This is a genomic window from Bacillus sp. JZ39, from assembly GCF_053903145.1.
Genome location: NZ_CP096389.1, coordinates 2,049,033 through 2,069,003, shown reverse-complemented (window position 1 = coordinate 2,069,003; position 19,971 = coordinate 2,049,033). Strand labels below are relative to the sequence as shown.

Annotated in this window: 18 protein-coding genes and 1 other RNA gene; 12 read left to right on the top strand and 7 right to left on the bottom strand. The window is 42.5% G+C overall.

The window, feature by feature from the left end:
- Nucleotide 1: 1 nt before the first annotated feature.
- From M1D65_RS10335 to odhB, 3 genes are all read left to right on the top strand, one after another.
- Nucleotides 2-1,918, top strand: a complete 1,917-nt coding sequence (locus M1D65_RS10335; RefSeq protein ID WP_021481470.1) for a nitric oxide reductase activation protein NorD — start codon at nt 2-4, stop codon at nt 1,916-1,918.
- A 228-nt stretch (nt 1,919-2,146) separates the two neighbouring features.
- Nucleotides 2,147-4,981, top strand: coding sequence for a 2-oxoglutarate dehydrogenase E1 component (gene sucA / locus M1D65_RS10330; RefSeq protein WP_076458022.1), 2,835 nt, complete (start codon nt 2,147-2,149; stop codon nt 4,979-4,981).
- A 15-nt stretch (nt 4,982-4,996) separates the two neighbouring features.
- A complete protein-coding gene (gene odhB / locus M1D65_RS10325) occupies nt 4,997-6,250 on the top strand; it encodes a 2-oxoglutarate dehydrogenase complex dihydrolipoyllysine-residue succinyltransferase (RefSeq protein ID WP_004399364.1) in 1,254 nt (417 codons plus the stop codon).
- Nucleotides 6,251-6,299: 49 nt separating this feature from the next.
- Here odhB and M1D65_RS10320 read toward each other — a convergent pair whose 3' ends face one another.
- Nucleotides 6,300-7,265, bottom strand: a complete 966-nt coding sequence (locus M1D65_RS10320) for a bile acid:sodium symporter family transporter (RefSeq protein ID WP_456270563.1) — start codon at nt 7,263-7,265, stop codon at nt 6,300-6,302.
- Between the two features lie 218 nt (nt 7,266-7,483).
- On the opposite strand from M1D65_RS10320, the gene M1D65_RS10315 reads away from it, so the two are divergent.
- The gene (locus M1D65_RS10315) at nt 7,484-8,821 is read left to right on the top strand and encodes a sodium-dependent transporter (RefSeq protein WP_004399312.1); all 1,338 of its coding nucleotides are present in this window, start codon (nt 7,484-7,486) and stop codon (nt 8,819-8,821) included.
- A gap of 32 nt (nt 8,822-8,853) precedes the next feature.
- On the opposite strand, the gene M1D65_RS10310 is transcribed toward M1D65_RS10315, so the two are convergent.
- The 3 genes from M1D65_RS10310 to dhaS all read right to left on the bottom strand — a co-directional run bounded on the left by M1D65_RS10310 (nt 8,854) and on the right by dhaS (nt 13,175).
- Nucleotides 8,854-9,699: a superoxide dismutase gene (locus M1D65_RS10310; protein ID WP_041849924.1), complete on the bottom strand. Its 846-nt coding sequence runs from the start codon at nt 9,697-9,699 to the stop codon at nt 8,854-8,856.
- Entirely contained in the window at nt 9,689-11,587 is a 1,899-nt protein-coding gene (sqhC, locus tag M1D65_RS10305) for a sporulenol synthase (RefSeq protein WP_064671109.1), read from the bottom strand. The genes M1D65_RS10310 and sqhC overlap by 11 nt, the downstream gene beginning before the upstream one ends.
- A 100-nt stretch (nt 11,588-11,687) precedes the next feature.
- Entirely contained in the window at nt 11,688-13,175 is a 1,488-nt protein-coding gene (dhaS, locus tag M1D65_RS10300) for an aldehyde dehydrogenase DhaS (protein ID WP_015714095.1), read from the bottom strand.
- A gap of 229 nt (nt 13,176-13,404) precedes the next feature.
- Between dhaS and M1D65_RS10295 the strand changes: the two genes are divergently transcribed.
- Together M1D65_RS10295 and M1D65_RS10290 are read left to right on the top strand one after the other, a co-directional pair.
- On the top strand, nt 13,405-13,608 hold the full coding sequence (locus tag M1D65_RS10295) for a DUF6501 family protein (RefSeq protein ID WP_003231245.1): 204 nt from the start codon (nt 13,405-13,407) through the stop codon (nt 13,606-13,608).
- 355 nt (nt 13,609-13,963) lie between these two features.
- Nucleotides 13,964-14,308, top strand: a complete 345-nt coding sequence (locus M1D65_RS10290; RefSeq protein ID WP_003220141.1) for a PH domain-containing protein — start codon at nt 13,964-13,966, stop codon at nt 14,306-14,308.
- An 85-nt stretch (nt 14,309-14,393) separates the two neighbouring features.
- On the opposite strand, the gene M1D65_RS10285 is transcribed toward M1D65_RS10290, so the two are convergent.
- Complete coding sequence (locus tag M1D65_RS10285; RefSeq protein WP_003231251.1) at nt 14,394-14,627, bottom strand: hypothetical protein; 234 nt, start codon at nt 14,625-14,627, stop codon at nt 14,394-14,396.
- Nucleotides 14,628-14,631: 4 nt separating this feature from the next.
- Nucleotides 14,632-14,895, bottom strand: coding sequence for a hypothetical protein (locus M1D65_RS10280; protein WP_004399338.1), 264 nt, complete (start codon nt 14,893-14,895; stop codon nt 14,632-14,634).
- Between the two features lie 66 nt (nt 14,896-14,961).
- Between M1D65_RS10280 and yocM the strand changes: the two genes are divergently transcribed.
- Entirely contained in the window at nt 14,962-15,438 is a 477-nt protein-coding gene (gene yocM / locus M1D65_RS10275) for a salt stress-responsive protein YocM (protein WP_064671110.1), read from the top strand.
- On the opposite strand, the gene M1D65_RS10270 is transcribed toward yocM, so the two are convergent.
- A complete protein-coding gene (locus M1D65_RS10270; protein ID WP_021481463.1) occupies nt 15,425-15,652 on the bottom strand; it encodes a hypothetical protein in 228 nt (75 codons plus the stop codon). The genes yocM and M1D65_RS10270 overlap by 14 nt on opposite strands.
- A gap of 77 nt (nt 15,653-15,729) precedes the next feature.
- Here M1D65_RS10270 and M1D65_RS10265 point away from each other — a divergent pair, with 77 nt between their 5' ends.
- The 5 genes from M1D65_RS10265 to recQ all read left to right on the top strand — a co-directional run bounded on the left by M1D65_RS10265 (nt 15,730) and on the right by recQ (nt 19,745).
- Complete coding sequence (locus M1D65_RS10265; RefSeq protein ID WP_014480020.1) at nt 15,730-16,062, top strand: hypothetical protein; 333 nt, start codon at nt 15,730-15,732, stop codon at nt 16,060-16,062.
- Between the two features lie 74 nt (nt 16,063-16,136).
- Nucleotides 16,137-16,628 (top strand): TraR/DksA family transcriptional regulator, encoded by a 492-nt coding sequence (locus M1D65_RS10260; protein WP_014477068.1) that lies wholly within the window; start codon nt 16,137-16,139, stop codon nt 16,626-16,628.
- 150 nt (nt 16,629-16,778) lie between these two features.
- Nucleotides 16,779-17,405, top strand: a complete 627-nt coding sequence (gene azoJ / locus M1D65_RS10255) for an FMN-dependent NADH-azoreductase AzoJ (protein ID WP_003231260.1) — start codon at nt 16,779-16,781, stop codon at nt 17,403-17,405.
- Between the two features lie 236 nt (nt 17,406-17,641).
- A non-coding RNA gene (gene ssrS / locus M1D65_RS10250) (6S RNA) lies at nt 17,642-17,828 on the top strand.
- A 141-nt stretch (nt 17,829-17,969) separates the two neighbouring features.
- Nucleotides 17,970-19,745 carry a DNA helicase RecQ gene (recQ, locus tag M1D65_RS10245; RefSeq protein WP_069837564.1) on the top strand — a complete coding sequence of 592 codons (1,776 nt, stop codon included), beginning with the start codon at nt 17,970-17,972 and terminating at the stop codon, nt 19,743-19,745.
- Nucleotides 19,746-19,971: the final 226 nt, after the last annotated feature.

Here is a 19,971-nt window from a genome sequence, read left to right as displayed (position 1 = left end):
GATGAAATTTATCAAATTTAATGACAGCACGATTGATTCATTTTTATTTATGATGCTGACTGATTTGGCCAAAACACTCACCAAGAGTGAAGCGGTAGAAGTGGAGTATGGCGTTCAGTCCTATTACAATCCATTTGAAAAGAAAATCTATATGAGCCACTTTTGGAAAGACAGGGCAGCTGAGGACATGGAAGCAGGTCTGAAAAGCGACGTCTACCTGCGTTCAGTCGGAACAAGATATAGCTCGCTGCATGAGTTTGCGAACTTTTTGAATGATACCCATCGTCATCTCACCTTTAAAAGTTTTGCCAAGCAGCTCTTTATGCTGCTTGAAGACATTAGGATCGAAGAATGCATCAAACGTGAGCGTCCGGGTACGAAACATGTATTTGCGAAGCGAAAAGACATGTACAGAAAACATTTCTCAACCCAGCTGACCTTAAATTTGGAACGAAGCATTTTTACCGATGCGCTCTTTTGCGCGATCTATGTCAAGCTCACAGCGGAATCGCCGCTCGAGACCCTTCCATCCATGCGTGAAGATATCGATCTGATGCGCCCGTTTATTGAGCAGCAGCTCTTGCGTGTGTATGAAGCAGATTCGACACGGCAGGTTCTGAAAATTGTTGAGGACCTCATGGACGGACTTGAAGAGGTACTCGATAAAGACATGTTGAACACCTACTTCTTTTTGCCTGAGCTTGATTACGCAAAAGCTGCAGAACAGCCGTTATTTGAAGAAGAGAAAAAAGCGCCGAAGCTGAGTGATGACATCACGCTTCCAAAACAATCAGACGGTGATGAGGATATCCATGAAGAAGAAATGCCGACATGGCACCGGGAAACAGAAGCACCGTCTAAAAGCTTCCTTCAATTTGATATTGAACACGGCGCAAAATCAGATTTAGGAAAAGATGCTTCAAGGGAAGGCGACGATGGAGATCAGGCCCTTGGCTCTGTTCAAGGATCAGCCAGACAAACGAAACGGAAAGACTATTCCAAGCTGGAAGCGCTGGAGTCCCAAAAAGACCAGCCGAACGGAGCGGGTATGGCTGACGGCAAAGAAAATAAATATGCATTTCCAATTTATAAAGAACCGCAGCCGGCAACCAGTGAAGAAGAGCTTTCTTATAAACAGCAGGCAAAAACGATTGAATCGTATCAAAAGCGTTTGAAACAAATGATTCAAAAAACGCTGGAGCATAAAAAAACATTGCCGAGAACAGACCTTCATGCCGGGAGACTGAACAATAAGCTTCTTCGTTACTTCACTGAGCGAAATCCGCGCCTGTTCTACAAAAAGCAAGAACCATCTTCAGAAATCGACGCAGTTTTTACATTGCTGGTCGATTGTTCCGCCAGCATGTTCGACAAAATGGAAGAAACAAAACGAGGAATCGTGCTGTTTCACGAAGCGTTGAAATCGGTAGCGGTTCCGCATCAGATTGTCGGTTTTTGGGAGGACACAAATGATGCAACCGAAACAAGCCAGCCAAACTATTTCAATACGGTTATTCCCTTCCAATCATCATTAAGACAAGATTCTGGACCGGCCATTATGCAGCTTGAGCCAGAAGAAGATAACCGTGACGGGTACGCAATTAGGCAGATGACGAAAAAAATGCTGCATCGCAGCGAGGCGCAAAAGTTCTTAATTGTTTTCTCAGATGGAGAGCCGGCCGCATTTGGCTACGAACAAAATGGGATCGTTGATACAAGTGAGGCGGTTATCGAAGCCCGAAAAAGAGGAATAGAAGTGATAAATGTTTTTCTCTCCAACTCAGAAATAGAAGAATCGCAAATGAAGACGATCCAGGATATGTACGGAAAATTCAGTATATTTGTCCCGGATGTTGATCAGCTACCGGATGTTTTGTATCCGCTGCTGAAAAAACTGCTTCATAAAAGCATAGGATAGCCCTTAATCCTATGCTTTTTGGCGTTTGTTTTTTCGAATGATTAAATTTTTTGTTTTTTATAAAGGTTTTTTACTATTTTGTGAACAATCAAGGTAGAATCAAATTGCAAACAGTGGTAAAATATCGTTGGAAGCGTTTTTATTACATAATTTTGGACACAGCGTTCGAAAGTTATTTCAAGATAGTGAATCAATCACTTGATTATTTAAGTTGGGGGTAATATTCAAATGTTTCAAAATAGTATGAAACAACGAATGAATTGGGAAGATTTTTACGGTCCGAACCTCGGCTATGCGCTGGAGCTTTACGATCAGTATACCCAGGATCCGAACAGCATTGACCCGGATTTGAAGGAAATGTTCGACGAGCTCGGTGCTCCGCCAAGCGATATAAAAGAGGCCTCGGGAACAAAAGAAAAGGGACGTGTTACAGCCGATCTGATTCAAAAGATCGCATCCGCAGTCAGACTTGCAGAAGATATCCGAACCTATGGCCATTTGAACGCTTCCGTCAATCCGCTCAGAAAGGATGAGAAAAAGAGCGAACTTTTTCCATTATCCGATTACGGGCTAACAGAAGAGGAAATAAAAGCAATACCTGCGTCTGTCATCTGCAAAGACGCTCCTAAAAACATTACGAACGGTTTAGAAGCCATTCAGTATTTACGAAATACGTATAAAAGAACCATCTCTTTTGAATTTGACCATGTGCATGACTTCAAAGAGCGCGAGTGGCTGACAAGAAAGATTGAATCTGGCGAGCTGTTCCAGAAGAACTCAGCTGAAAAGCTGTCAGCTGTGCTGGAAAGATTGACAGAAGTAGAGGGCTTTGAGCAGTTTTTGCACCGCACATTCGTCGGGCAGAAGCGCTTTTCCATTGAGGGTCTGGACGCTCTTGTTCCAGTGCTTGATGACATTATTGCACAATCTGTCAAATCAGGCACGACAAGTGTCAACATCGGGATGGCGCACAGGGGACGCCTGAATGTCTTGGCACATGTGCTCGGCAAACCGTATGAAATCATCTTCTCTGAATTCCAGCATGCGCCGAACAAAGATCTTGTACCGTCTGAGGGATCCATTGGAATCAGCTACGGATGGACAGGGGATGTCAAATACCATTTGGGGGCGAATCGGGAGCTTCAAGACGCTGAAACAAAATCAGCGCGCATTACGTTAGCGAACAACCCGAGCCACTTGGAATTTATCAATCCGATTGTTGAAGGCAGCACAAGAGCGGCACAGGAAACGCGAACACAAAGCGGATACCCGGTACAAGATGAAACAAAATCGCTGGCCATTTTAATCCATGGAGATGCTGCATTCCCCGGGGAAGGAATTGTAGCTGAAACATTGAATTTAAGCTCTTTAAAAGGGTATCAAGTAGGCGGTGCGATTCATATTATCGCCAATAACATGATCGGATTCACAACAGAAAGCGCTGAATCCAGATCGACAAAATATGCCAGCGACCTGGCCAAGGGTTATGAAATTCCGATTGTTCACGTGAATGCGGACGATCCTGAAGCTTGTCTCTCAGCTGTTAAGTTTGCGGTCGAATACCGAAAAACATTCAACAAGGATTTTCTGATTGATTTGATCGGGTACAGACGCTATGGACACAACGAAATGGATGAACCGTCAACCACTCAGCCAATGCTGTATGATGCTGTCAGAAAGCATCCGACCGTCAAACAAATTTTCGCTGAAAAGCTGGTAAAAGAAGGCGTGCTTACCGAGGAAGTCGTTCAAAACATCGAAAAATCGGTAACGAAGCGCATTGAGGATGCATATCAGAAAGTTCCGTCTAAAAAGGAACACACTGCCTGTGAAATTGAACTTCCAGAGCCTGTATCAAACGGTTTCCCAGATGTGGACACTTCGATTGATTTTGATGTGCTCCGCAAGCTGAATGGCGAATTGATCAACTGGCCGGAGTCATTTAATGTTTTCGGCAAGCTAAAGCGCATTTTAGAAAGACGCGCTAAGGCGTTCGATGATGACAGAAAAGTGGAATGGTCTTTGGCAGAATCACTCGCGTTTGCTTCAATTTTGAAAGACGGAACACCGATTCGTTTAACAGGACAGGATTCCGAGCGCGGAACGTTCGCCCAAAGAAACCTTGTGCTTCATGACAGTGAGACGGGCGAAGAATTTGTGCCGCTTCATCACTTATCTGACTGCAGCACATCATTTGCTGTTCATAACAGCCCGCTGTCTGAAGGATCGGTTCTCGGTTTTGAATACGGCTATAACGTGCATTCACCGGAAACGCTTGTTTTGTGGGAAGCGCAGTACGGAGATTTTGCCAACGCTGCTCAAGTGTATTTTGACCAATTTATTTCTGCCGGACGCGCGAAATGGGGCCAAAAATCCGGATTAGTCATGCTGCTTCCGCACGGTTACGAGGGACAGGGGCCTGAGCACTCAAGCGGAAGAATCGAGCGATTCCTGCAGCTTGCAGCAGAAAACAACTGGACGGTTGCCAACCTGACAAGCGCGGCACAGTATTTCCATATTTTAAGAAGACAGGCTAAAATGCTGCTTCGTGAAGAAATCAGACCGCTCGTCATTATGACGCCGAAGAGCCTTCTTCGCAACCCAAATACGGTGTCGGAAGTGCAGGAGCTCAGCGAAAGCCGCTTCCAGCCTGTTTATGAACAGTCGGGACTTTCTCATGACTATGAAAAAGTAACCAGACTTGTATTATCCAGCGGTAAAGTGTCTATAGACATCAGTGATCATTTTAATAAGTTAGAAGACGGTAAAGAGTGGCTTCACATTGCGAGAATTGAACAGTTGTATCCATTCCCGGCAAAAGGAGTCAAAGAGTTATTTGCAAAACTTCCGAACCTGAAAGAAATCGTTTGGGTGCAGGAAGAGCCGCAGAACATGGGGGCTTGGGGTTATATCAGCCCGTATTTGACAGAGATTGCACCAGAGGGAGTAAGCGTTCAATATATTGGACGAAGAAGACGATCCAGCCCTGCAGAGGGAGATCCGACAGTTCATAAAAAAGAACAGGAACGTATTGTATCTGATAGCTTGACTCGCAAAAACTAAGGGGGAAATGAAAAAATGGCGGAAATTAAGGTACCTGAATTAGCAGAATCAATCTCAGAAGGAACAATAGCCCAATGGTTAAAGCAGCCTGGTGACTATGTAGAACAGGGTGAATATCTGCTTGAACTAGAAACGGATAAAGTGAATGTTGAATTGACAGCAGAAGAATCGGGTGTACTTCAAGAGGTATTGAAAGATTCGGGTGATACCGTCCAGGTCGGAGAAATTATCGGTACGATTTCAGAAGGCGCGGGTGAAAGTTCTGCCCCTGCTCCTACAGAGAAAACAGAAAGCAAGGAAAGCGTAAAAGAAGAGAAACAGGCTGAACCAGCTGCACAAGAGGTGAGCGAGGAAGCACAATCTGAAGCAAAATCAAGAACGATCGCTTCTCCGTCGGCCCGTAAGCTTGCGAGAGAAAAAGGAATTGACCTGTCTCAAGTTCCAACTGGAGATCCGCTTGGAAGAGTGCGCAAGCAGGATGTCGAAGCGTACGAAAAACCGGCATCAAAACCGGCTCCTCAGCAAAAGCAGCAGCCTCAGGCTCAAAAAGCACAGCAAAGCTTTGACAAACCTGTTGAAGTGCAAAAAATGTCACGCCGCAGACAAACGATTGCAAAACGCCTTGTAGAGGTACAGCAAACATCAGCGATGCTGACTACATTTAATGAAGTGGACATGACGGCTGTCATGAATCTCAGAAAACGCCGCAAAGATCAATTTTTTGAGCAAAATGAAGTGAAGCTCGGCTTTATGTCTTTCTTCACGAAAGCGGTCGTGGCTGCATTGAAAAAATATCCGCTGTTGAATGCAGAAATTCAAGGCGATGAGTTGATCGTTAAAAAATTCTACGATATCGGAATCGCTGTTGCTGCTGATGAAGGTCTTGTCGTTCCGGTTGTGCGGGATGCGGATCGCCTGACATTTGCAGGAATCGAAAAAGAGATCGGCGAGCTTGCGAAAAAAGCAAGAAACAATAAATTAACCCTTAGCGAGCTTCAGGGAGGCTCCTTCACGATTACAAACGGAGGGACTTTCGGTTCATTGATGTCAACTCCAATTTTAAACAGCCCGCAAGTCGGTATACTGGGCATGCATAAGATTCAGCTGCGCCCTGTAGCCATTGATGAAGAGCGTTTCGAAAACCGTCCGATGATGTATATCGCTTTATCTTATGATCACCGAATTGTAGACGGTAAAGAAGCGGTTGGTTTCCTCGTGACAATCAAAAATTTACTGGAAGATCCTGAACAGCTTTTATTAGAAGGATAATAAAAAAGGGTACATCACGATAAAGTGATGTACCCTTTTTGATGCATATTTAAAGTGATAGATTGCTGCTTTTGGATCCAGCTTGCTTCTTTTTCACTTTTTTTGACCAATATGTTGCAAGCATAGAACCTGAAAGGTTATGCCACACACTGAATATTGCGCTGGGTACGGCAGATAACGGTGAGAAATGAGCCGTGGCAAGTGCGGCCCCGAGTCCGGAGTTTTGCATGCCGACTTCGATTGCGATCGCTTTTTGAGACGGGTAATCCATTTTTAAAAGCTTTGCACAAAGAAACCCCAGTAAATAACCGATACCGTTATGCAGGATAACAACTGAAAAAATGAGCAACCCCGATTGAAGCAGATTTTCCCGATTGCCGCTGACGACAGCTGAGACAATCGCAACGATGCCAATGACAGAAACAAGCGGAAGGGCATGTACGGCTTTTGCCACTTGTTTTCTGAAAAACATTTTGACAATCAGACCTGCAATGATCGGAAATAAAACCGCCTGTAAGATTGAGATAAACAAAGACCCCGGCGAGACAGGAAGCCATTCTTTGGCAAACAGCATAATCAACAACGGTGTTACAACAGGTGCCAATAAGGTAGAAATTGTCGTAACCGCAACAGAAAGGGCAGTATTTCCTTTTGCTAAGAATGTCATAACATTAGATGCAGTTCCCCCGGGACAGCAGCCGACAAGAATAACACCAACTGCGATTTCAGCTGGAAGATGAAGCCCAAATGCGAGGCCGAAAGCAACGAGCGGCATGATCGTATACTGAGCTATTACTCCAATAATAACTTGCCAAGACTTTCTGACCAGCTCTTTGAAATCATCGGCTTGCAGTGTAAGGCCCATCCCAAACATGATAATGCCAAGAAAAATCGTAATATAAGAACTGATCCACGTAAATAAAGATGGGAAAGAAAATCCCAGCACTGCAAAAACAATGACCCATATGCCAAAGGTTTGTCCTGCAAAATGACTTATTTTTCTAATGATGTCCATAAAAACACTCCTAACACACTTATCAAGAACTTCAGCAGAAATTCTTACAAATTTCATAACATTCTCTTATTATAAATAATTTTCTGAATAATTCAATATTAGTTTTTGGCAGATGTCTATATATATATGATGTAAACTAATTAAAATGTTCTTGACTATATAGGAAGATATTCTTACAATGAACCTTTATAATGGTTAGATCAAATAGGAGTGATACGGTGAAGGAAGCAAATCAATGGTCTTCGAAGCTCGGCTTTATTTTAGCCGCGGCAGGATCAGCTATCGGGCTTGGTGCGATATGGAAATTCCCATATGTTGCCGGAACCAGCGGAGGAGGCGCATTTTTACTTATTTTTATTTTATTTACGGTTTTAATCGGACTGCCTTTATTGTTAGGTGAATTCATCATAGGCAGAAGAACACAGAAAGATGCCGTTCAGTCCTATAAAACACTTGCTCCAGGAACGAAGTGGCATTGGATCGGTTATTTAGGCATGGTGACGTGCTTTATTCTTCTATCTTTCTACAGTGTCGTAGGCGGATGGATTTTAATTTATATTATAAAAGGCTTCACTGGCGGTTTATCGCAAACATCTGGTTTTGATACGATATTTGCAAGTACCATTTCAAATCCTTATTTGGCTGTAGGAGGCCAGCTGCTCTTTATGGTGGTAACAATTTTAGTTGTTGCAAAAGGGGTAAGCAGCGGAATTGAAAAAGCAAGCCAAGTATTAATGCCGGCGCTTTTTCTATTATTCATCATTTTAATGGTGCGTTCGGTTACACTTGATGGCGCGATGGAAGGAATCAAATTTTTCCTCATGCCTGATTTAACTGCAATTGATGCCAATACCATTTTATATGCAATGGGACAATCCTTTTTCTTATTAAGTGTCGGTGTATCTGTCATGGTAACGTATAGCGCTTATTTAGAGAAACAGGAAAATCTGGTACAGTCCGCTGTATCTGTAACTGTTATGAACATGCTTGTTGCTGTAATGGCCGGAATTGCGATTTTTCCAGCTGTATTTTCATTCGGCCTCAAGCCAGACCAAGGCCCGGTTCTGTTATTTAACGTTCTGCCGACTGTGTTTAATCAAATGCCGTTCGGAATTATCTTTTTATTAGCATTTTTACTTCTATTTTTATTTGCTGCATTGACATCTGCTTTTTCAATGCTGGAAATTTTGGTCGCAGTACTGTCGAAAGGCGATATCAATAAGAGAAAACGATTCGCTTGGTTAGGCGGTATTGCTATTTTTATTGTCGGTGTGCCGTCTGCATTATCATACGGTGTCTTAAGTGACGTCACTATATTTCATCTGTCTATTTTTGATGCGGCTGACTATCTTGTGAGCAATATTTTAATGCCGTTAGGTGCGTTACTGATTTCGATTTTTGTTCCGCTAAAAATACCGAAACAGGATTTGTTTGACGAGCTGAAAAGCGGTTCCAATCTCAAACGAAAGTGGTTTGCGGTTTGGCTGCTGCTCATTCGATATTTATCTCCTGTTGCCATCATCATCGTGTTTTTGCATGTGATAGGCATTTTTTAATACACGAAGCCCCCGAGGAAAGGGGGCTTTTTTTAATAGAGCTTCCAAACGACTTCTTTTGCCTGCTCAAAACGTTTTTCAGCCTCGCGCCAATCCACGACATTCCACCAGTGATCGACATAGCTGGCCCGGTCATTTTTGTATTGCAAATAGTAGGCATGCTCCCATACGTCAAGCGGTAAAAGGGGGATCACATCCCATTGGCTAAAGAGCTGGTGTTTTTCTGCACTTAAAATCTCCAGCCGTCCTGATCGAGGTGCCCAGACCAGAATGGCCCAGCCGACGCCTTCCACTTTTTTAGCGGCCTGGGTAAAATGTTCTTTAAAAGCGGAATAGCTTCCAAATGAAAGGTCTATCATTTGGAACAATGCCCCTGTAGGACGCCGTTTTCCGTTTGGATGCATAGAAAACCAAAAAATACTGTGCAAATAATGGCCTGCTCCATGGAACGCAAGCTCTCTTTCCCAATGAGTGATTAAGTCATAATTCTTTGTTGCTCTCGCTTTTTTAAGCTCTGATTCTGCTTTGTTCAGGCCATCGACATAGCTTTGATGATGTTTTGTATGATGAAGGACCATAATATCGCGTGAAATATAAGGTTCTAAGGCGGAGTATTTGTAAGGGAGCTTTGGCAGCACGTGTTTCCCTATAGGGACATATGCGCGTCTTTCACTTGTATCATCTGATTCTGTAATATCCCGGTAAAGGGCAGCGGCCTGTTTATACCAATCTTCTTCTGTTGTTTGGTCATCTTCCAGAGCCTCAATCATCTTGTCGATTTGATCTTCAAACTGGTCAAGCTGTCCTCGCTTTTGAATCTGATCTTTCAGGGCTTCACACCAATTGAACATCTCCGTTTGATAAGATTCACGTTTCATTTGCTGTCTCCTTTTCAATAGAATCTAAATATTTCCCGACAGCCAGCAAAGAGAATACATATGGATAACTGTGATAGCGAATATAAAATTGCTTCGGCAATCCGATCCCTGCTGGATACGCGAGGCTATCGGCGCTATGCGAACTGCTGTCGGTAAGGTATTGCATGCCTTTCACAACAGACGGATGTTCGGAATTTTCATATGTGAGCAAAGCGTCTAAAGCCCAGGCCGTTTGTACAATGGTTCCTCTATGAAGCGGTACATATGTTTTGATTTCGGCGCTTTTGCAGGATTCTCCCCAGCTTCCGTCATCATTTTGTGTAGATTTGAGCCAACGCAGAGCCTTTTGTATACCGGGATGCTTTCGGTCAACCCCGCATGCATGCATACCAGTAAGAGCAGCCCAAGTGCCGTAAATGTAGCAAACACCCCATCTGCCGTACCATGACCCATTTTGTTCCTGATGTTCGAAAAGCCAGTTCACAGCGCGTTGAATATGTTGATATTTTTTTGTGAAGCCAACTTTCTCGCCTAAAAAGTGCAGTACACGTCCGGTGAGGTCGGCGGTTGAAGGGTCAACTGCAGCGTCCTTTGCGGATTCAAGCGGCAGAAGGCGGATCAGTGGGTGGTTCACGTTTTTTTCGAAAGCAGAAAATCCGCCGTCATTGTTTTGCATCGATAAAAGCCAAGATACCCCTCGCTCCCATGCTGCAGGAGAATGATTGCGGGGAATCGCTTTTAAAACGGCTGCAGTGTCGTCACAGTCAGGGTTATTTGTATTAATGTTTGAAAACCCCCAGCCGCCAGGAACTGAATTTGGATTTTTGACAGACCAATCTGCTATTTTGGTATGCTGGCGTTCTAGCAAAAAGTCGGCTGCTTTTGTAACAGAGCCATCCGTTTCGGTCACACCATTTTTTTGAAGGGCATAGCTGATTAGAGCTGTATCCCAAACAGTTGATGTAGAGTTTTCCAGATAAGGAATCCCGTTGCATTTAGTCACCAGTGATTTAATGCCGGTAATCGCCCTCCTGATAACAGGGGAATAGCGTGACACACCAAGTGACAGAAGGCTGTAAACCATAAATATGGTTGCGCTCGCATAGCTGTATAATGTTCCATCTTTTTCAATCCGGTCCAGCATATACGTTTTAGCTGTCTGTAGGCCCAGCTGCTGAAAAGCAAATGGTGCATGAAAAACGCGTTTCCAATGTGACAAAATAGACGTGAGATCTCTTTCTTCGAAAGCATCAGACCGAAGCCAAGTGAAAGGATTTTTTGTCATGTGCGGATCGAGATGGTGAAGAGATGAAATATTGCGGTTAATAAGGACAAATCGCTGATTGAGTGTTACAGCCATAGGAGCAAAATGAATACGGGCATATGAGCTGAACTGATAGAAATGAATCGGCAATGTTGGGGGGAGCGCCATGAGTGATAATGGTAAATACAAAGCAGGCCAAGGATAAAGCCCGTTCGCGGCAAGCATCCATTTTGTCATAAAATGAACATGTCTCAAACCACCATGTGAGATGATAAATTGTTCAGCTTTCTTCATGTGCGGCTCAGATCTGTGAAAACATCCTGAAGCCAGCATCCCGACATATCCTTGGACGGTAGCCGTTAGATTTCCGCGCGTTTCATCGGGATACTTGATAAATGTGCCGTCTGGCTGCTGTTTTGCATGAATGCCGGCTGCAAGGGATGATATCAGTTCTTTTTCATTTTCGCCTTCATCTAGTGAGGTAAGGAGCAAAATAAAAAAGGAATTTGTCAAGATTGGTCCTTCAAAGCAAAATGTCCATGAACCATCAGCATTTTGCCTGTCTCTTAACTCGGTAATGGTTCTCTTTTGAAAACGCCTCACTTTCTCCTGAAGTGTGCCCATCACGCTCAACTCCTTCAGAAGCATATATATTCAGCGTCTTTTACTGCCATTACAGAAAGAAAAAAACTGCTGGCAGGCAGCAGTTTTTTAAACATACATGTTAGTCTTCAAGGTTTATCCATACACTTTTGACTTCTGTGTAATTATCCAAGGCATATGATCCCATTTCTCGTCCGAGTCCTGACTGTTTATAACCGCCAAATGGAGACGCCGCGTCAAACACATTATAGCAGTTCACCCAAACGGTTCCGGCTTGAAGTCGGTCCGCGATATAGTGAGCCTGCTTGACGTTCTCTGTCCATAGTCCGGCCGCAAGCCCATATTCTGAATGGTTTGCCCGTTCAATAACTTCATCGACAGTTTCGTACGGAATTGCAGTCAGCACGGGTCCGAAAATTTCTTCTTTTGCGATGGTCATTTCGTCTTCAACATTCGCAAACACAGTCGGTGCGACAAAATATCCTGCTTCAAAAGGACAGCTTCCGCCGGTCACTGCTTTTGCTCCTTCATCTTTTCCTTTTTGAATATAGGAAAGAACGCGCTCATGCTGTTCCTTGCTTACGAGAGGCCCGATTTGAGTATCTTTATGAAGTCCCGCTCCTTGGCGTAGTGACTCAGCATAGGACGCCATTTCATCAACCACTTCATCATATTGGTCTTTATGAATGAAGACACGTGAGCCCGCACAGCAGACTTGGCCCTGGTTAAACATCACACCGTTTAAAGCGCCCGGGATAGCTTTTTTCAAATTCGCATCCGGCAGAAGAATATTAGGTGATTTTCCGCCCAGCTCCAATGTAACACGCTTAATGCTTTTCGCTGCGGTGGACATGATTTTCTTTCCGATTTCAGTGGAACCGGTAAAGGCAATTTTATCAACCGCTTCGTGGTTCGTCAGCGCTTCTCCCGCATCTTCACCGAATCCCGGGATGATGTTGATTACACCGGCAGGGAAACCGGCTTGGTCAATTAATTCTGCCAAATAAAGAGCTGAAAGCGGTGTTTGTTCAGCCGGTTTGAGGACGATTGTACAGCCTGTTGCAAGTGCCGCGCCCATTTTCCACATCGCCATCAGGAGCGGGAAATTCCATGGAATGATCTGGCCGACGACACCGACAGGCTCATGACGCGTATAATTAAAATAAGCGCCGGAAACCGGAATCGTCTGTCCTGTTATTTTTGTACACCAGCCGGCGTAATAGCGCATATGCTCAATAGCCAGCGGAATATCTCCATTAGTCGTTTCATTGATCGGTTTCCCATTATCAAGTGTTTCAAGCTGAGCAAGCTCAGTTTTATGCTCTTCCATTAAGTCCGCCAGCTTATACATCAGTCTGCTTCTCGAAGCTGGAGACATTGTTCTCCATTCACCTTGGTCAAAGGCTTTCCGGGCAGCTTTAACCGCTTTGTCCACATCCGCAGCCTGGGCTTCATACAGCGTCATCAAGGTTTCGCCGGTCGCCGGGTTTGGAGTGTCAAAGGTTGCCCCTGAGGCACTCGGAACAAACTTACCGTCAATATAAAGCTTCTTTGTTCCCTGTAAAAATGTCTCCAGCCTTTTCGTCACTTGCATCGTTAAAGAACTCATCCGTAACAAACCTCCAGTCATTTTTTATGGTCTGTTCTGAGATTCTTGGTGATAGCACATTGATTCCTGGATTGAATAGCAGAAATAAGCTGTGATAGTTGCTTCAAACGTAAGCGTATACAAACATTCTATAATAGAAATCAAGGCAAAATCAATGAATAACCGATATTGCAATTTACAAAAGAAAAAAGCTACAATAAGCTTATAGATAAGAAAAGGAGATTTCATCATGATTCATAAAAATTGGCTTGAAAAAGAAACAATTAAAAAAGTAAAGTGTGTGCAGACAAACGCAAAAAAATATATCGTAAACCGCGTTTTAACGCCGGGAAAAGAATATGAAGTAAAAAATGAAACAGAGGAGTTTCTCTTTGTGGTCGACAATACGAATAAAGTCGGCGGCTATTATAAAGAATACTTCGAAGAGATGTAATGCTTCCTTGAATTATCAGGAAGATTTTGTTAAAAGTGGTCGATCCACAAAACCGCAGCTCAGCTGCGGTTTTTTTGTGGTTAAAACAGGAAATATAAAACAAGAATAAAAAATCATTAAAAACCACTTTTTTATAAAAACATTGCTGAATATTGAAACTTTTTTCTCTATATGTGCGTATTACTTGATGACAACAGCTTAAAAGCCAAAAAACAAATCAAAAATTTGAAAAATGTAATCTGTTCGTAATGGTTTAAATGTCTTCTATGTCGTATTCTTATATAGGGATAAAGGACTTATTTTTATGTAGTGAAAGATAAAACAAATAGATAAATGCAGAAAGAGGGGTTCTTCATTGGGTATTTTTTCTGTTAGCAGATCAACGGACGCAAAGAAGCTTGAGGCTTTGCTCGTTGAAGGGGAAAGAATAGAATCGATTTATAAGCTCCGAGTGGACCAAATTTGCTTTACAAATAAGCGGATCATTTTCTTTGACAATAAAATGTTTTCTAAAAAGAAGGTTCGTGTATTTCTTCCATATAAAACAATTGAAAGCTTTGCCATCCAAGAAGCGGGAATGTTTGATCCGGACACTGGGCTTTTATTGATGACAAGAAGCAAAACGTTCGAATTAGAATTTGCGAAAGACACCGATTTAAGCGAGGTTCAGGCGGTGCTGACAAAGCATTTGTGCAGCTGAATATTTGATGAGCCAGCCGTTCAAAAAATGGTTAGGCTTTTTTTATATATAAAAACAAGAACAGGGCATGTGCGCCCTGTTCTTATTACACCACACTGTTTTTCGCTGAGTTCGAATCAACAAGATCTGCATCTAATACATTTGAAATCGGTACGACAAGAGGAGTAAAGTCGCCATTTTCTTCTCCAAACCCTTGATTTATTTTAGCTGATAAAAAGTAATCGACCTGCTGATACGGACCGAGTGTTAAAGAGGAACCACGGTCCATCGTATTGATTTTAAATCCGCCGACATTCACGACGGAGGGAGAAAAGAACATCTCATCACTTCCTTTTGATTGAGGAGTTAACCGCTTCACTTTCAAAAGAGGCCGGAGAATCAATTTGGTCTCTGTCATCCACATGGCTTCTCGTGCCCATAAATCCGCTCGCATCTCCAAAATTCTGTCCGTAGCCTTGATTTTTTTTATCTGAATTTTGCCATTCTGCCAATAAATTTTGTCCTACGTTAACCGCTGAAGCATTTTCAAAGGAATTAATTTTCAGCATGAAAATATTAATATTGATATACGGAGTTGGTTGAACCACAGGCAAACCTCCTTTCTATAGTTGTATGCTGGCGGTTATAAAGTATGTTAAGACAGGGGGCTTCAAATGGATTTCGAAAAGATGAAGCAGTGGATGGAATTCGCACAGCAGATGTACGGCGGTGACTTTTGGAAACAGGTATTTGATGAAGACCAAAAAACCCCTTTTATGACAAATGGCCAATCTCCGTTTCCGTTTGCGCAGCAAGATCAGCGAGGGAAAGGAGATGCTTCATTTCCGAGCATGGATATTGTAGATACCGTTACGGAAGTACAATTGTTAATTTATCTTCCAGGCTACCGTAAACAAGACGTTCACATATTATCGTACGGAGATTATTTAGTGGTGAAGGGGCAGCGCTTTTCCTATTTTAATGAACAGGACTTTCGCCAAAAAGAAGGGAGATACGGAAGTTTTGAAAAGAAAATTCCGCTTTCCGATCATCTTCATGGAAAGATGAATGCCATTTTTAAAGACGGAATCCTATACATCACTATTCAAAAAGACGAAGGTCAAGTGAAAACCATTGTTATTGATGATTGATTTTCATACCGAGTGCATCTGCCCCATCACAGTCATCAATTGATTCAATCGGAATGACCATGACAATAACATCTGCATTTTGTTCCCCAAAACCGTTATTTCTTTTGATAGCAGAGCGCCTGTTCCTTAACTCCGCAGAACCAAAGGTAAGGGATGAGCCGGTGCCTATCGAGTTAGTCTTGAAATGAGAAATATTGATGTTAGTCGGAAGCATGAAAACCTCTCCTTTCTATGGGATATACCTCATTATATATGTAGACGAAAGAGGAGTATGCAAAGGGTCGTGATGTCATGAAAAAAATGTTCCGGTCGCTGATCAGGCATTGCTTGAAACCAGAACTTGACAAACTGCGTGAATGTGAAGAAAGACTCTCAGTGATTGAGAAACAAAAACAAAGCAGCAAACAGGAGTCTGAAGAAACCTATATACATATTGAAACGCTGAATGTCGAAAAAATTGACTATCATCTTGAATTCGGCGAGCTGACCATTGATGAACTGAGCGGCAGATTAAATATAGGCGCAACCTATTATATACCGCCAGAAGAGAAGGACAAAAAGTGCCAACGAAAACCCGAAGCACCATCGACGCCAGCGGTCACGATCCGTTCAAAAAGGCAGTAGCTCATCTTTCCATCGATGTTCCCATGTTTGACAGAAGGCAAAACGGGAAACAGGATAGAAAGGAGAGGATATACATGGCACTGACAAAAGAACAAACACAGCATCTCTATCATAAATTGCTCGATATGCAAAAAGAATTGTCTGGCGAGAAAAAGGAAACAGAATCAATGACGGAAGAAGTGGGGGAGCTTTCCAATGGGGTTGACAACCATATGGCAGACCACGGGACGCTCGTCACAGATCGGATGACAGACCAAACAGTGAGAGAGATTGACCGGGAGCTGTTAGAGGAGGTCAACCGTGCATTACAAAAGATGAAAGACGGAACTTACGGCGTGTGTGAAAAAACCGGCCAAGAGATTCCTTACGAAAGACTTGAAGCTGTTCCTTATGCAAGAATGACAGTTGAGGCCCAAGCTGATGTGGAGGATGATCTGGAGACAGATGCTCCTTCTTATGAAAGAGAGTTTCATGAACAGGTAAAAGACTTATCCAACAAAGAAACAATTGATCAAAAAAGCTCGCAGACGTATGAAATCTTGGATCGTGAACAAGATTCGAAGTAAAAATGCCAAGCAAGTACACCGATATTAGATGTACTTGCTTTTTTTTGAAAAAAAATCTCATATTCAAAATAAAGTGATTGACTTTGCGTAAAAAAGAAAGTAACATACTATTTGTAAGTAAATATAAAAAGTTTACCAGGAGGAATACAAATGTCTACAGTTTTATTTGTAAAATCAAGCGACCGTACAGCTGAAGAAGGCGTTTCAACTAAACTTTACGAAGCTTTCTTAGCTGCTTATAAAGAAAACAACCCTAATGATGAAGTGGTTGAATTAGATCTTCATAAGGAAAACCTTCCTTACCTTGGCAGAGATATGATTAACGGAACATTTAAAGCAGGTCAAGGAATGGAAATGACAGAAGATGAGAAAAAACAAGCAGCAATTGCTGACAAATATCTGAACCAGTTTGTAAAAGCTGACAAAGTTGTTTTCGCATTCCCGCTTTGGAACTTCACAGTGCCAGCAGTGCTTCATACTTATGTTGATTATCTGTCTCGCGCAGGCGTTACATTCAAATACACACAAGAAGGACCAGTCGGTTTAATGGGCGGCAAAAAAGTTGCGCTTCTTAACGCTCGCGGCGGTGTCTACTCAGAAGGACCAATGGCTGCACTTGAAATGTCATTAAACTTCATGAAAACAGTTCTTGGTTTCTGGGGTGTTCAAGACTTGCACACAGTTGTCATCGAAGGACATAACGCAGCACCTGATCAAGCGCAAGAAATCGTTGAAAAAGGTTTACAAGAAGCAAAAGATCTTGCTGCAAAATTCTAATAAAGCCAAGACTCCTATCGTTACAAATAGGAGTCTTTTTGTATATACACATTAATATAGAAGAAAATAATCATTCGCTTTTAGCGAAAAAGGCTGTTTTTTTTATTGTAATATATTTTTTGTTTGTCGAATTGTCAGGTATTTTGGAGAAAAAGCAGTTTTATTCACTGGAAAAAGTTTTTCTAAACAATTGTTCAGACCTCTTGATTAAAACCGTCTGATGGTGTACTATATTAAAGAAGCTACTTTGTGCGTATTGTTAATTAAGTTTTAACCTTTAAGCTGTAATAGGGAGTTTTATATCGAAGCCGGAATGTCATGCCTCCATTGCAGAGGACGACAGGAACGTTTCTGCAAACACCCACTTTGAGGAGTGGTGGTTTAAAACTTTCTTACTTGCATACGGCAAGACGTAGCGAAAGCCATTTCCTTTTCGGAAATGGCTTTTTATTTTATCTAAAAAGGTTTGGTATAGTGAATATTCCATTTTTGTGTGAATGAAATGAAGGCCGCTTTTTTATGATATGATGGGAGAAATTCAAGGAAAAGCGAGGTTTACACGTTATGTTACATAGAGCCCAATCCCTTCTGGCTCATTATTTTGGTTATGAGAAGTTTCGGAGCGGCCAAGATGAAGCGATCCGCTTGGTGACGGAAGCGAGGCAAAATACGGCCTGCATTATGCCGACGGGAGGCGGCAAATCGATTTGCTATCAAATTCCAGCATTAATGTTTGAAGGGACGACGATCGTCATATCACCGTTGATTTCCTTGATGAAGGATCAAGTTGATGCGTTAGAAGAAGCGGGGATTAACGCCGCCTACATTAACAGCACACAATCCAATCAGGAAATATATGAGAGGCTGAACGGACTCAAAGAAGGGGCTTATAAGCTTTTTTACATTACACCAGAGCGACTAACGTCCACAGAGTTTATCCGGATTTTGCAGGGCATAGATGTTCCTTTGGTCGCAATAGACGAGGCGCACTGTATTTCTCAATGGGGCCATGATTTCAGGCCAAGCTACAGGAATATTGAAATCTTGTTCCGTGAATTACACGACAAGCCTGTCATCATGGCGTTAACAGCAACAGCCACACCCGAGGTTCATGATGATATTTGCAAACAGCTGCATATTCAAAAAGAAAACACGGTATATACCGGATTTTCCCGAGAGAATTTAACCTTTAAAGTAGTAAAAGGAGAAAATAAAGATCGGTTTATAGACGAATATGTGCAAAACAACAGGCATGAAGCAGGAATTGTCTATACAGCGACCAGAAAAGAAGCTGATCGGATATATGAGAGATTGAAACGAAATCAGGTCAGGGCAGGCCGGTATCATGGAGGTTTGGCTGATGATGAGAGAAAAGAGCAGCAGGAAAGGTTTCTTAATGATGAGCTTCAAGTGATGGTGGCAACCTCTGCTTTTGGAATGGGTATTGATAAATCAAATATTAGATTTGTTCTGCATGCACAAATTCCGAAAGATATGGAAAGCTATTATCAAGAGGCAGGACGAGCTGGACGGGACGGCCTTGCCAGTGAATGTGTTCTCCTGTTTTCACCGCAGGATATTATGGTGCAGCGCTTCTTAATTGAGCAATCAGAACATGAAGAGAAACAAAAGCAGGATTTAAAAAAGCTGAGACAAATGGTCGACTACTGTCATACGGAAGATTGTCTGCAGCGTTTTATCCTTATGTATTTCGGAGAAAAGGAGCCTGATGCGTGCGGACAGTGCGGAAACTGTACCGATACAAGAGCGGCCCATGACGTGACGCGGGAGGCGCAAATGGTCTTATCTTGTATCATTCGCATGAAAGAACGGTTTGGCAAGACGATGGTTGCCCAGGTGCTTGCCGGCTCCAAAAATAAAAAAGTTCTTGAAAACGGCTTTTCAGACCTCTCAACATACGGGATATTAAAACACCAATCCGTTGGCGAAATCAGCGATTTTATCGAATTTCTTATTTCTGACGACTTCATCAGGATGTCAGACGGAACGTTTCCGACTCTTTTTGTCAGCAGTAAAGGAAGGAATGTGCTGAAAGGAGAATTATCAGTAGCGAGAAAAGAAGCGTTAAAAGCGGCAGCGATTACTGAAAATGACGAGCTATTTGAACGATTGCGCATGGTTCGGAAAGAAATTGCGGCTGAGCAGGGTGTTCCGCCATTTGTTGTTTTCTCTGACCAAACGTTAAAAGAAATGTCAGGAAAACAGCCCGTAAATGATGATGAACTTTTGTCTATAAAAGGAGTCGGAGAACAAAAAAGAGCAAAATACGGCCGGCTTTTTTTACAAGAAATACAAGCTTATGCAAGGATGACAGACTAAAAAAACAGAAAAACAATCTTTTTTTCTATAAAAAACACATTTTATTTTCTCTGTTTCGCCTCAAAATAAAAAGACCTGCGAAGCCTATTATATCAAGGGTTCAGCAAGTCTTTCCATCAGAGAGAAATCCTTCATGTAAAGGAACTGTAATCTAAATCATATCTTTTTGTTATTGATTTGACATTTACGTGTGTTACGATATCACCTGTTAGCCGCCAATAAAAAG